This is a genomic window from Brevibacillus jepli (assembly GCF_047229145.1).
In the GTDB taxonomy this organism is placed as follows: domain Bacteria; phylum Bacillota; class Bacilli; order Brevibacillales; family Brevibacillaceae; genus Brevibacillus.
Genome location: NZ_JBFEFW010000004.1, coordinates 290806 through 302905, shown reverse-complemented (window position 1 = coordinate 302905; position 12100 = coordinate 290806). Strand labels below are relative to the sequence as shown.

Below are 12100 nucleotides of genomic sequence, written 5' to 3'. Positions count from 1 at the left end.
GAGCTTTAAGATGTCAAAGTTAAAAAACAGAGAATGAGCGAGAAAACAGGAGAAAACATTACTTTATAGTGGGAGGATTTCACATGCCACATGGTTGCAACGAAAACGCCAGCGGACTGTGCTCCGAAGCCGAAGGGATAGGTACAGTCGCAAGCGGAGATGGCTCACATGCAGAAGGCTGTGGAACTGCGGCGAGCGGGAGGTGTTCACATGCGGAAGGAAACAGAACTAGGGCGAGCGGGTTTGGCGCCCATGCAGAAGGGATTGGGGGAACTGCAAGCGGACTCGCCGCTCATGCGGAAGGCTTTAACACGGTAGCAAGCGGAGATGAGTCACATGCGGAAGGGAAAGGGACGATTGCAAGCGGATTGATTTCCCATACCGAGGGTCTCTTGACAACGGCAACTCAACTGGCTGCACATGCGGAAGGGATATCTACCGCGGCAAGAGGACGCGCTTCTCATTCGGAAGGGGAAAACACAGCAGCTAGCGGGGATTCCGCACATGCGGAAGGCTTCAACACAAATGCCAGTGGAGATGCAACTCATGCGGAGGGTACAGCCACAACTGCCAGTGCAATATCTGCTCATGCTGAGGGGAATGGTTCAGTTGCCAGTGGAGAAAGTTCCCATGCCGAGGGTAACTCTACTGAGGCTAGTGGGTTTGCATCCCACACAGAGGGTTCTTTCACCCTTGCCAGCGGTGATAGAGCTCATGCGGAGGGTAATGGTTCAGTTGCTGGTGGAAATAATTCCCATGCAGAGGGGGTTAGAACAGTTGCCAGTGGAGATAGTTCCCATGCCGAGGGTAATTTTACAGAGGCAAATGGATTTTCAGCGCACGCAGAGGGTACTCTGACAGTGGCTGAAGGAGAAGGTTCCCATGCGGAGGGTTTTCGTACACTTGCCAGTGGAGTGATTTCCCATGCGGAGGGGCGAGGGACAGAGGCTAGAGGAGATTCAGCGCATGCAGAAGGTTTTAACACACTTGCAAGTGGAAATCACTCCCATGCCGAAGGTCGTAGCACAGAGGCCAGAGGAGAGTCATCCCATGCCGAGGGCTTTAACACTCTTGCCGACGGAGAAGTTTCCCATACGGAAGGGTCGGGCACGTGCGCAAGTGGACTCAGGGGTGTGCATGTGATGGGGAGTAACGGTGCTCCCAATCCTGCGGTAGATTTACAGTTTTCCTGGTACCTTGTCAATGGGGTAGCTCCATGCGACACAACTGCCGTCGTCGCCAAAATATTAAACAACGGCAGTGCGTGTTTCAACTCGTCCGTGACCGCTGCTGCGTTTAACATAGCCGCAGGTGCTTGCGATTTTGCCGAAATGTTTGAAACGGCGGATGGCCAGCCGATTGATATAGGCTATTTTGTCACTTTTGACGGAGAGAGTGAAGCTATTCGGAAAGCCACTTCGCAAGACGACTATATCCTGGGAGTGACCAGTTCCAATCCGGGGATTTTAGCGAATGTGGAAGATCCGGGGTGCAGTAAATTCGTGTTCGATGAATGGAATCGGATCCAATACCATGAGGTCGTGATTCCTGCGACAACGGATCGGGAAGGGAAAATCATCATACCTGAACGAACCGAGCAAAGACCCATCATTAATCCATATTGGGATCCAAATCAGAAGTGTCAAACCCGTTTAGATTTACCGAACTGGGTAGCTGTCGGTCTCATTGGCAGATTGCTTCTTCATGACGATGGCACGTGCCGGGCAGGTGGATATTGCAAGCCAAACGACGACGGGATTGCGACGGCTTCGCGTACAGGTTATCGGGTGATGAAGCGGAAAGGAAACAATCAGATCTTGGTGTTAATTAAATAATAGAAATACAAGTCCAAATTTGTTAGGAGGGACTCGTATGCCACACGGTTGCAACGAAAACGCCAGTGGTCAATGCTCTGAAGCCGAAGGGATAGGCACAGTCGCAAGTGGAGCAGGCTCCCACGCCGAGGGATGTGGAACAGAGGCAAGCGGGAGATGTTCGCATGCGGAAGGAAACAGAACTTCGGCGAGCGGAATGGGAGCCCATGCGGAAGGAATTGGCGGAACAGCAAGAGGACTCGCCGCTCATGCGGAAGGCTTTAACACGGTAGCAAGCGGAGATGAGTCGCATGCTGAAGGGAAAGGGACGGTTGCGAGCGGCTTGATTTCTCATGCGGAGGGTCTAATGACGACCGCAACTCAATTGGCTGCCCACGCGGAGGGAATATCTACGGCGGCAAGAGGACGTGCTGCCCATGCGGAAGGGGAAAATACCACTGCCAGTGGAGCTGCTTCGCATACTGAGGGAAATGGTACCGTAGCCAGTGGAGCTGCTTCGCATACTGAGGGAAATGGTACCGTAGCCAGTGGAGCTGCTTCGCATGCTGAGGGAAATGGTACAGTAGCCAGTGGAGCTGCTTCGCATGCTGAGGGAAATGGTACAGTTGCCAGTGGAGCTGCTTCACATGCAGAAGGTCTTCTCACAGAGGCGAGTGGAATTGCATCACATGCGGAAGGTAATGACACAGTGGCTAGTGGAGAAGGTTCCCATGCCGAGGGAATTCTTACAAATGCCTCCACATCAGGGGCTCATGCCGAAGGTTCTTTAACAAATGCTATTGGACTATCAGCTCATGCCGAAGGAGCTCTCACATTCGCGGCTGGACTCGCTTCCCATGCTGAAGGTGCTATTACGTTTGCGATTGGAGAAGCATCCCATGCGCAAGGAATTAGAACGATGGCAACCGGGAGATATTCCCATACAGAGGGGGCGGATACGAGCGCCAGCACACTGGAGGGAGTGCATGTCATGGGTCGGAACGGTGCTCCTAACGTTGCAGCAGGAGATTTGCCGTATTCCTGGTATCTCGTTAATGGAGCAGTTCCGTATGATACAGCAGGTGTCGTTGCCAAAATTTTAAACAACGGCAGTGCTTGCTTTGATTCGAGTATAACGGCTTCTGCGTTCAACATAGCCGCCGGCGCTTGCGATTTTGCCGAAATGTTTGAAACGGCGGATGGCCAGCCGATTGATGTAGGTTATTTTGTCACCTTTGACACAGAGGGTGAAACGATTCGCAAAGCCACTTCCAAAGACGACTACATTTTGGGAGTGACCAGCTCCAATCCTGCGATTTTGGCGGATGTAGTAGATCCGGGGTGCAGCAAGTTTGTGTTCGATGAATGGAGTCGCATTCAATACCATGAGGTCGTGATTCCTGCGGTAACGGATCCGGCTGGAAAAATCATCGTACCCGAACGAACCGAGCAAAGGCCCAAAATCAACCCATACTGGGATCCGGATCAAAAGTGTAATACGCGGAAAGAATTACCTAACTGGGTTGCAGTCGGTCTTATTGGCAAGCTGCTTCTTCACGACGATGGCACGTGCAGAGCGGGTGGATACTGCAAGCCAAACGACGACGGAATTGCGACCGTTTCGCCTACAGGTTATCGGGTAATGAAACGGACAGGAAACAATCAAATCATGATTTTATTTAATGGAAATCGTGTGTAGAAAATTTTTTCAAGGGAGATGGAAAAATGAATACACAAGATAGACATGAAAGGCACTTGCAACGACTCGAGAGACATAAAGAGAAGATCGCCAAAATGGAAGCAAGGTTGGGAGCGCTTCCAGAGCAATTGAGAGTGGAACATTTAAGGGTAACTGACATGATGAAGAACAGGCTCGAAAGGATAGAAAATGAAATTCAAAGGATGTAAATATGTGTAATCGTAATCCAGAAGCTCAAAGTTTCTGGGTTTTTTGTCTCATATAAATAAAGCGAGCCGCCTCCCAAGCAGCTAAAAACTACTTTTGAGACAGCCCTAACGGCGTGATCACACATAATAGAAGCAAGTAAGAACAATCGAGAAAACAATCAAGCTCGTGCCAGACGTGAGAAGAAGTGACGTTCCGATCCGCACGAGTGATTCTTTTTTTTCCGCGAAAGCAGGATCGTTTGCCTGAACAATGTCACTGTCCATCATGCGAGGCTTGCGGAAGAACATTCCTTTCAATAGCTTGAATCCGTTCAGAAAAACGGTGAAAAACCCGGAGCGGGTAACGACGGCAATGCTTCCAACGACTAGCAGTAAAAGCCCGATGAGAAAGCTTTGGTTAATCAATGGCACCAAAACAGCTGCTTGGAAAGTAATTCCTGCCATTATGCTACTTATGACAGAGAGAGCGAGTAGGAGAATGAGCCATTTTTTCAACGAAGAAGCACGTCCTTTTTATAGTGTAGGTGCAATGCGCCCTGCTTCCCGCAGAAAAGCTCGAACGGCAGGTGAGGCTTCACGAGGCGAGTGTACAGCCAAGCCGATTTGTCGATACAGCGGCGGAGACAGTTCTTTTACAGCTACTTCAACAGGTAGTTTCGCAGGTAGAATCAGAGACGGAACGACGGTTACTCCGACACCGCTTTCTACCATTGCGAGTATCGTTGCATTGTCGGCTATTTCATACGCAACATTTGGTGTAAGCCCAGCCTTGGCAAATTCCGCGCCAATCAACAAGTTACAACCCGCCATGGGCATAAGAAACGATTCATGTACCAGTTGCTGCAAGGTTAGCGAGTGCTCTTTTGCCAAAGGATGATTTGCTGGAACGATAGCCTGCAAGACGTCCTTCGTAAGCAGGATTCCTTCCAGCTCGTCATCGGGCCAAACATGAAAACCGACATCGACAACCCCTGAGAGAATCCATTCTTTTATTTCCTGATAGCTTCCTTCGTACAACCTTGTTTTCATATGCGGATAGTGACTCTGCATCAACTTCAGCAATTTTGGCAGTATCTGAGCGGTTACGCTGGGAAAAGAACCGATCCGGATCGTTGCATCGTGAAGCACACTGCATTCACTCGCTACCTGTTTGATGTGAGCTACGCTTTCCAAAATAGAGCGAGCAGAGGCTACTATTTGTTCCCCGGCTGCAGTCAGCTTGACACCGCCACGATTGCGGATAAACAAGGAAATGCCGAGCTCTTTCTCCAGAGCACCGATCGTATGACTCACGCCCGACTGGCTCAAACCGATTTGCTCACCTGCTCGCGTAAAGTTGCCAGTGTTGGTGACAGCAACGAGCACTTCCATTTGAAACAAAGTCATGGAGTTCTTCCTTTCATGAAGTTTTTATCATGGTTGGTATGCGAAAGCTTCATTTTACAGCGCGGTTGCTTCATTTTAAGATGAAAAGCAAGAGAAGCATTCATTTTACAAAAGGAGAGAAACAAGGATGAATCATGTGAGCGTATACCATGTAGATGCCTTTACGAGTGAGCCTTTTGCAGGCAATCCCGCAGGTGTGATCCCGGAAGCAGGTACTTTGACTTTACAACAAATGCAGAAAATTGCCAATGAGTTGAATCTTCCTGAGTCGGCCTTTTTGACGCCATCTGACCATCCGGAAGCAGATTTTCGTATTCGGTATTTTTCTCCTGCGGTTGAGATCGACTTTTGCGGCCATGCGACAGTAGGCTCCGCCTGGTTGTTAGCAACAGAACGCGGCTGGTTGGAAAAGGGGAACCGCATCGTGTTTGAGACAAACGTTGGATTGATTCCAGTTCAGTTGGTGGTTGAGGATGGCCAATTACAGCGAGTGGAAATGACCCAGATCAAGCCTTCTGTGAAGGAGATTGATGTAGACAGGGAAGAGGTAGCGAGACTGGTTGGCATAAAGCCAGATGACCTGGACGATCGTTATCCAATGAAGCTCGGTTCCACCGGCAATCTGCATCTGCTCGTTCCAGTCCGCACCCGTCAGGCAATCGATGCAGCACAGCCATTGCTCTCAACGCTCGCAGAAATGAACAAGGAACATAGCATTACAACAACCCATTTGTTTACGTGGGATGCTCCACGTGGCTATGACTTGTATACGCGTGACTTTGCCCCTGCGATCGGGATTGCAGAAGATCCAGTGACAGGTGCTGCAAACGGTGCGTTGGCTGGCTATCTTGCATTGGAAGAGTTGCTACCTGCTGGACAAGTTAATCAACTCGTCGTAGGGCAAGGGCATGCGATCGGGCGGCCAGGGACGTTGTATGTAACGGTTGATAGGTCGGGGGAGGAACCTGTTATTCGCGTAGCGGGTGAGGCGCATGTGACGATTGCGGGGCAGATGAGGGTATAAATGATGATAGTCTGCAAGGAAGACGTTCTTGAATAAGGACGTCCTTTTTGTTTCCTGTTGATCCAATATAAGGGGTTCGTTATAATCCGAATTGTGTGTTTTATGGTGATTAATCTTAAAAAGTAGGGGGTAACTTATATGGAGGCGATCATACTTACTCCGCTAATAGTAGGAATGATAATTCTCTATATCTTAACACCTTTTCTTAAAAGCAAAATATCAGGCATACTTTGGTTAGTAATTGGAGGACTATGCACATTACTTCTCCTATCCATTGAAGGAGTAAAGATAGCCGTGATGCCTTTTCCCGTCATAATGATAGTGATCGGAAGTTTATTATGCTTAAAAAATAGGAAAGCCGCATATGTGAGTTGGCTAAGTATTTTCATATGGTTTAGTATTTTGTATACGATTTTGTTAGGTATTCCAGGAGCATTGATGCTCATAGTAGGTCTTACTTGGAGTATTTATATGAGAAAGCGTTTTGACACACATTTTGCTTAAGAAATGGGTGAGTAAAATGAGAAGAGTAATGGATGCTACAGGTAAGCTATTTGATCGAGTTGATTTTACAGAAGCTACGATATTTTTTCAGGTTCATAGAAAATTACCCCAGACAATAGCTATTGAAGTATGGGGAGTCACACTCATAGGAAATCAAAACGATAAGGATTACTATGTAGCTGGAATATCTACCATCAATTTTGAAGGAGTGACATCCGGTCTCTTAGAAGTTTCGATATACCAGTCTGGCGAAAAGCTATCAAAAGGTTGGGGAGAGCCCTTCGATCACGAGGACTATCAATACCATCTCGGTGGAGTATTAGATTGGCCAAGGGGTTATTGTCAACTAGGTATGAACGCAACTGGAAAAGTGACAGTGTCATTTGAAACAAATGATTGTGTATCTACTGGCGACTATGTGATGAATCCAGAAAAATATACGTACAAAGAGGAATAGAGATTACGCATGCCAAAAAAGAGTGAAGCCTCAGGCGAGTAGTTACATACTTGCTTGGGGTTTCTTTTTGATCGAGTTCATACTAAACCAACAAAATTTATTATATCAATAGACTTATTTGACACATAAAAGAATGACAAAATTAGGATATTATGGTATTTTCTCTGTAAAAATATGTCATGACTCTCGTGTAATGTCGAGTCGCATGGAAGGGGATCGATACATTTGCTCTTAGCAATCAAAGCTAGCTTTGCACTTGTCTTTGTCGTAATATTCGTGAAAGTTACCGCTTTGTTAAAACAAACACAGGTACAGGTCCATAACTTTCACCCGTTCATTCCGGAAACGGGGCCTGCGATCGGAACCCAGCTACAATCGTTATCTTTCCGCACGCTGAACGGTCAAGAGCACCGACTGGATCATCTTCCCCGTCCGCTAATCGTAAACTTCACCCATACAGGCTGTGGTCACTGTGCCAGTCATGTGCACGAACTATTGTCCGAGGGAGGGGAACTCACAGCTGCATCCGTTATCATCTCGACAGAATCCGAACAATTATCCACTTCCCAATGGCTGCAAGAAAACAAAATAGCTGGCATCCCTGTACTAATTGGCAATAGCCCTATGCTGGAAACGTATCAGATCAATCATTTCCCAAGCATATTTGTGATCGATGAGCAGGATGTCGTACGTGCAAAGCCGGTAAGCGCAGTGGACACCAAAAAGAAGCTGTTGGCGTTAGCAGGTGAGCGTTCATGACTCGCTCGTATTTTATTAAAACGGTTCGACTGATTTGGGCACATGGGAAGCTATGGCTCATTTGTTCGATTGCCCTTAGAATCATCCTGGCGTTTTCCCCGTTGGCCACGATCTGGATCATGAAAGAAATGGTGAACGAGGTTACGGCCATTGCGCTGGATCAAACGGATGATTACCAGCCATTGCTTTGGCTGCTTGCGGGATTGTTTTCCGTTACGTTGTTGACCAATTTGTTGGAAACGGTCTTGCGTATTCTCGATGCACATACAGAGCAACGACTGGAATATCATTTGGAGCATTTGGTAGCTAGGAAAGCAGCATCCGTTCCGCTCTCTTATTTTGATGACCCGGAATTTTACAATCACCATCACCGCATCCGGGCAGAGGCGATGGGGGAACGCTTTCTGGATCCTGTAGAAAGGGTATTGGATCTCGGTAAAAATCTGATAACGTTGATTTCCTATGCGGTGTTTTTGCTTAGCATTCACTGGGGATTAGCTGTAATGAGCTTGCTGGCCGTGATCCCGCTGTTAATCGTCCAAATCAAATTCGGTATGTCGGAATACTTTCTTGCAAGGCTACAGACGCCAGAGATTCGCGAAGCCTCCTACATAAGCTCGATCCTGAATGAGCGCGACAGCTCCAAAGAGGTCCGACTGTTTCAGCTAAAGGACTTTATGCTCGGTAGATGGTCACGCCTGTATTTGAAAAATATGAAAGAGGTACTTCGATTACTCCACCGCAGGGAAAAAGCACTGATTTTCTCGGGAATCTTCACCTCCTCGATGTATGTTGGCTGCTTGGCATTGGTCGTATCGCTGCTTCGTGCAAGCGCCCTGAAGGTAGGGGATTTTGTAGCCATTGCGCAAGCTGTACAAAATACACAGCAGCTGCTTTCGCTGATGACCTTTAACCTCGCCCATATCGTAAACAGATGCTTGTACATCGCTGATCTGTTTGACTTTCTGGAATATGAGGATAAAACGATTCCGCAGCTCACTGGCAAAGCTGAGTTTCCCGCCAAGCTGCAATCTGGTATTACGTTTGATCGGGTGTCGTTTTGCTATCCGAAAATGGAGAGAAATGTGATCAATGAAGTTTCTTTTACGATCAAGCCTGGGGAGCGTATTGCGATCGTGGGCGATAATGGCTCTGGAAAAACGACTCTCGTCAAATGCTTGATGGGACTTTATCCGATCCATTCCGGGAATATTCTGTTCGACAATCAGTCCATTCATGAGCTCGATATTTCCGACCTGCAACGAAATATCACGGTCATTTTTCAAGACTTCATTCGGTACAACTTCACTGCTGGAGAGAACATCACCATTGGAAGAGTTACGCAGGAAATCAATCCGTCCCAGATGAGGCAAGTAGCGGTAGAAACAGGGGCAGATACCTTTATTCGTCGGCTCCCCAGCGGATACGATACGATATTGGGTCGGACGCTGCAGGATGGCGAAGACCTGTCAGGCGGACAGTGGCAGAAGATCGCCCTGTCACGAGCTTTGTACAGGAGAGGCGAGATTTTTATTCTGGACGAGCCTACAGCGGCACTCGATCCACAGGCAGAGCTGGAAGTATTTCAGCAGTTTGATGCTCTCACACAGAACAAGACGGCGATTTTTATTTCCCATCGGATGGCTGCTGCACGAATGGCGGATCGGATTTTTGTTATGAAGCAAGGTCAGTTAATAGAAGTGGGACATCACGATGAGCTAATGGATGCAAACGGGGAATATTCGCGCATGTACCGCATGCAGGCGAAATGGTTTGCGTAACGAAGGAGGGGTGTTATGGAGGAGCTTGGGTTGCTGTTTCGGCTGATTCTCGCATTTTTATTTCTCAGCACATTTGTCTCAAAAATAAGTGACATGGGCACGCATTTGTCCATTGTGCGCGCCTATCGGATCATCCCCTATCCGTGGTCAAAAAGCTTTACGTATCTTGATCTGGGGCTGCAAGTCATCGTAGGGATTTCCTTGCTGATTGGTCTTTTTACAAAGCTGGGACTGTCACTGGCGATTTTGTTGCTGGGGGCGTACACAGCCGCGATCATCATCAATCTAGTAAGAGGAAGAGAGAAGATTTCTTGCGGATGCGGCGGGATGGCGGGAAACCATTTTTTATCATGGAAGCTTGTTTTTCGTAACCTTGTATTCATCATTCTGGCCGTCTATGTGGGGCAATGGAGCGGGGGCTGGGCGAGTGTGGACCATTATCTATCGTCTGGCAGTTTCGAAATCACCAGCTCGGTAATCGCTATCAGCTTTTCTAGTGTGTGCATCTCACTGCTCATGGCTGTTAGTGCAGAAATCAGTACGTTCAAACATATTTTGCGAAAAAGGTAGGGATGAACATGTCTACAGGCTGGATGATTGGATTTGGTGTATTATGGTTGACGGTCATTGCGATTCTGGTCGTCTTGTTTCAAGTATTGAAAGTGGTCGGGACGTTCATTAACAAAATGGAAGCAGCAGAAGAGAATAGCAGAAGGCGCGACGAAAATATTACTTCTTGAAATTTCAGAAAACGCTTTCAATTTTCATATAAGTATTGTATTATATTCCTATAAATACATTTTATGGAAAAGCGAGGTGATAGGCATGTTTAAGAAATTACTCCAAAAGCTCGGGGCAAGTGCATTTGCAGGATGCCACAAAGGATGCGTAAGAAATGGCCCATTGTGCGAATGCCCTTGGTAGTTTTCAAGGCATATAAGTAGAGCAAGACTGTCTCACGAGTAGAGGTTTCTACTACATGAGGCGGTCTTGCTTTTTAACAAAGAGGGAACACTTTACTGCGCCACAATCCCCCCAGGCACCTCCAAGTACTCTCTCTTCTCCACAAACAACGGCTCCACAACCCCAAACTCATCCTTCAACTGCTTTATCTTCTCTTGAGCCTGAGCTTCCGTCCGATAATACCCAGCCTCGACGAAGTACCCGCCTTGCTTATCCTTCAAAACGCGCATATTGTCCGCGACCAACAGAGATTCCTCCATAGCCCCGAGCGTCTCTCCATACGGCACCGAAGCAGTACGAACCGCGTACACAGGCTGCTGATCTTCAGGAGTCACTTCTTTCGGTGAAATCGTAATAACTACCTGCGCCGGTTCCTTATACTCTTTCACCTCATAAGCAATCGCTTCCGTAAAGGTCACATTAAAACGCACGAGAGAATCATCCAACGAAATGATCTCATAGGCATCTTGAATATACGGACTTTGCTTCAAGGTCTCGAAATCTTTGACAGCCGAAAATCTTCGGGCACCACCAACGGCAAACGTCATCGTATTCGGATATTCGGTAAAACTCACATGGAAGGAGCTAGCGTTCTCTTGCACTTCATTATCCTGCGTAAAATTCAAGATGATGTTTTCCTGGTCGCCTTGCTTTTGCACGGTAATGAAGCTCACATCTACGGCATCCTGAGGAGTACCGCCGCCTGCACTGCCTTTATTGAACTGTAAAATTTTCACCAGCTTGCCGAGTCCGGGCACGTTTTCCAAAGCGCTTGCGACGGAGGGCATCGTGTTCACGCTGACTGTGAAAAGAACAAAGACTGCCGCTGCGCTTATCCCGGCTTGCTTCAACCAACGGGTTCTTGCTTTCGTACGTTTCCGATGAAGCTTGCCGCGTTCAATGGCTTGCTGTGTGACTGCCGCCAGCTCATCTGGAATTTCAATATCGTGATAGGCTTGTTTGAAATCGTCCAGCTTTTTATCCAAGATATTCACGCTCCCCAATGTTCACTTTCAACTTCTCCAGCCCGCGGTAAATAATCGATTTTACGGAGCTGAGGGGTATATCTAGCACATCGGCAATGTCCTTGATGGGCATGTCTTCAAAGTATCTCAGCATCAAGACCGTGCGAGATTTTTCATCGAGCTGATCTAGTGCTTCGTGCAAGTCCATGACGTCTTCCCTCGGCTTCTGTTCGTAGCTGCCTTCATGCTCTTTGTCCATATAAACGACTTTTTTCGCTTTTCGAATATGATCCAAAGCGCAGTTGACAGCGATCTTGGTCAGCCACGTTTGGAAATATTGCGGCTGTTTTAATTTGTGTACGGAGATAAACGCGCGGTACACCGTCTCCTGCACGATTTCCAGCGCATCCTCCTTGTTTCTTACATACGTAAAAGCCATGCGATATATTTTTTCTCTACTCTCTTGGATCAGAAGCGTAAAGCTGTCTTCATCACCGGAAATGGCTCTTTGTGCCAGTTCAATTTGATTCACGATGGTG

At 47.6% G+C, this 12100-nt stretch carries 14 protein-coding genes; 10 read left to right on the top strand and 4 right to left on the bottom strand.

Annotation, left to right across the window (positions count from 1 at the left end; translation table 11 throughout):
• The first annotated feature begins 83 nt into the window (after positions 1 to 83).
• Genes AB1L17_RS07010 through AB1L17_RS07000 form a run of 3 tightly spaced genes read left to right on the top strand, consistent with a single transcriptional unit; the run spans position 84 to position 3722 of the window.
• Entirely contained in the window at positions 84 to 1835 is a 1752-nt protein-coding gene (locus AB1L17_RS07010) for a peptidase G2 autoproteolytic cleavage domain-containing protein (protein WP_412843628.1), read from the top strand.
• A 37-nt stretch (positions 1836 to 1872) separates the two neighbouring features.
• Positions 1873 to 3513: a peptidase G2 autoproteolytic cleavage domain-containing protein gene (locus AB1L17_RS07005; protein ID WP_412843629.1), complete on the top strand. Its 1641-nt coding sequence runs from the start codon at positions 1873 to 1875 to the stop codon at positions 3511 to 3513.
• A 26-nt stretch (positions 3514 to 3539) separates the two neighbouring features.
• Entirely contained in the window at positions 3540 to 3722 is a 183-nt protein-coding gene (locus AB1L17_RS07000; RefSeq protein ID WP_412843630.1) for a hypothetical protein, read from the top strand.
• Positions 3723 to 3839: 117 nt separating this feature from the next.
• Here the strand turns inward: AB1L17_RS07000 and AB1L17_RS06995 are convergent, their stop codons facing one another.
• Together AB1L17_RS06995 and AB1L17_RS06990 are read right to left on the bottom strand one after the other, a co-directional pair.
• Positions 3840 to 4217, bottom strand: coding sequence for a DUF3899 domain-containing protein (locus tag AB1L17_RS06995; RefSeq protein WP_412843631.1), 378 nt, complete (start codon positions 4215 to 4217; stop codon positions 3840 to 3842).
• Between the two features lie 18 nt (positions 4218 to 4235).
• Positions 4236 to 5108, bottom strand: coding sequence for a LysR family transcriptional regulator (locus AB1L17_RS06990; protein ID WP_412843632.1), 873 nt, complete (start codon positions 5106 to 5108; stop codon positions 4236 to 4238).
• A 127-nt stretch (positions 5109 to 5235) separates the two neighbouring features.
• Between AB1L17_RS06990 and AB1L17_RS06985 the strand changes: the two genes are divergently transcribed.
• The 7 genes from AB1L17_RS06985 to AB1L17_RS06955 all read left to right on the top strand — a co-directional run bounded on the left by AB1L17_RS06985 (position 5236) and on the right by AB1L17_RS06955 (position 10373).
• On the top strand, positions 5236 to 6132 hold the full coding sequence (locus tag AB1L17_RS06985; protein WP_412843633.1) for a PhzF family protein: 897 nt from the start codon (positions 5236 to 5238) through the stop codon (positions 6130 to 6132).
• Between the two features lie 138 nt (positions 6133 to 6270).
• A complete protein-coding gene (locus AB1L17_RS06980) occupies positions 6271 to 6636 on the top strand; it encodes a hypothetical protein (protein WP_412843634.1) in 366 nt (121 codons plus the stop codon).
• Positions 6637 to 6652: 16 nt separating this feature from the next.
• On the top strand, positions 6653 to 7093 hold the full coding sequence (locus tag AB1L17_RS06975) for a hypothetical protein (protein ID WP_412843635.1): 441 nt from the start codon (positions 6653 to 6655) through the stop codon (positions 7091 to 7093).
• Positions 7094 to 7318: 225 nt separating this feature from the next.
• Positions 7319 to 7852 (top strand): TlpA family protein disulfide reductase, encoded by a 534-nt coding sequence (locus AB1L17_RS06970; RefSeq protein WP_412843636.1) that lies wholly within the window; start codon positions 7319 to 7321, stop codon positions 7850 to 7852.
• Entirely contained in the window at positions 7849 to 9633 is a 1785-nt protein-coding gene (locus tag AB1L17_RS06965; RefSeq protein ID WP_412843637.1) for an ABC transporter ATP-binding protein, read from the top strand. The genes AB1L17_RS06970 and AB1L17_RS06965 overlap by 4 nt, the downstream gene beginning before the upstream one ends.
• A gap of 15 nt (positions 9634 to 9648) precedes the next feature.
• The gene (locus AB1L17_RS06960; RefSeq protein WP_412843638.1) at positions 9649 to 10203 is read left to right on the top strand and encodes a MauE/DoxX family redox-associated membrane protein; all 555 of its coding nucleotides are present in this window, start codon (positions 9649 to 9651) and stop codon (positions 10201 to 10203) included.
• Positions 10204 to 10211: 8 nt separating this feature from the next.
• On the top strand, positions 10212 to 10373 hold the full coding sequence (locus AB1L17_RS06955; RefSeq protein WP_412843639.1) for a hypothetical protein: 162 nt from the start codon (positions 10212 to 10214) through the stop codon (positions 10371 to 10373).
• 276 nt (positions 10374 to 10649) lie between these two features.
• Here the strand turns inward: AB1L17_RS06955 and AB1L17_RS06950 are convergent, their stop codons facing one another.
• Positions 10650 to 11591, bottom strand: a complete 942-nt coding sequence (locus AB1L17_RS06950) for a DUF4179 domain-containing protein (protein ID WP_412848863.1) — start codon at positions 11589 to 11591, stop codon at positions 10650 to 10652.
• Positions 11575 to 12093, bottom strand: coding sequence for a sigma-70 family RNA polymerase sigma factor (locus AB1L17_RS06945; protein ID WP_412843641.1), 519 nt, complete (start codon positions 12091 to 12093; stop codon positions 11575 to 11577). Before AB1L17_RS06945 ends, AB1L17_RS06950 begins: the two co-directional genes overlap by 17 nt.
• Positions 12094 to 12100: the final 7 nt, after the last annotated feature.

What these genes read in the sequence shown, in the direction of transcription:
- AB1L17_RS07000 (WP_412843630.1), top strand. Translation starts at nt 3,540, where the DNA reads ATGAATACACAAGATAGACATGAAAGGCACTTGCAACGACTCGAGAGA.
- AB1L17_RS06990 (WP_412843632.1), bottom strand. Translation starts at nt 5,108, where the DNA reads ATGACTTTGTTTCAAATGGAAGTGCTCGTTGCTGTCACCAACACTGGC.
- AB1L17_RS07010 (WP_412843628.1), top strand. Translation starts at nt 84, where the DNA reads ATGCCACATGGTTGCAACGAAAACGCCAGCGGACTGTGCTCCGAAGCC.
- AB1L17_RS06985 (WP_412843633.1), top strand. Translation starts at nt 5,236, where the DNA reads ATGAATCATGTGAGCGTATACCATGTAGATGCCTTTACGAGTGAGCCT.
- AB1L17_RS07005 (WP_412843629.1), top strand. Translation starts at nt 1,873, where the DNA reads ATGCCACACGGTTGCAACGAAAACGCCAGTGGTCAATGCTCTGAAGCC.
- AB1L17_RS06975 (WP_412843635.1), top strand. Translation starts at nt 6,653, where the DNA reads ATGAGAAGAGTAATGGATGCTACAGGTAAGCTATTTGATCGAGTTGAT.
- AB1L17_RS06955 (WP_412843639.1), top strand. Translation starts at nt 10,212, where the DNA reads ATGTCTACAGGCTGGATGATTGGATTTGGTGTATTATGGTTGACGGTC.
- AB1L17_RS06960 (WP_412843638.1), top strand. Translation starts at nt 9,649, where the DNA reads ATGGAGGAGCTTGGGTTGCTGTTTCGGCTGATTCTCGCATTTTTATTT.
- AB1L17_RS06965 (WP_412843637.1), top strand. Translation starts at nt 7,849, where the DNA reads ATGACTCGCTCGTATTTTATTAAAACGGTTCGACTGATTTGGGCACAT.
- AB1L17_RS06980 (WP_412843634.1), top strand. Translation starts at nt 6,271, where the DNA reads ATGGAGGCGATCATACTTACTCCGCTAATAGTAGGAATGATAATTCTC.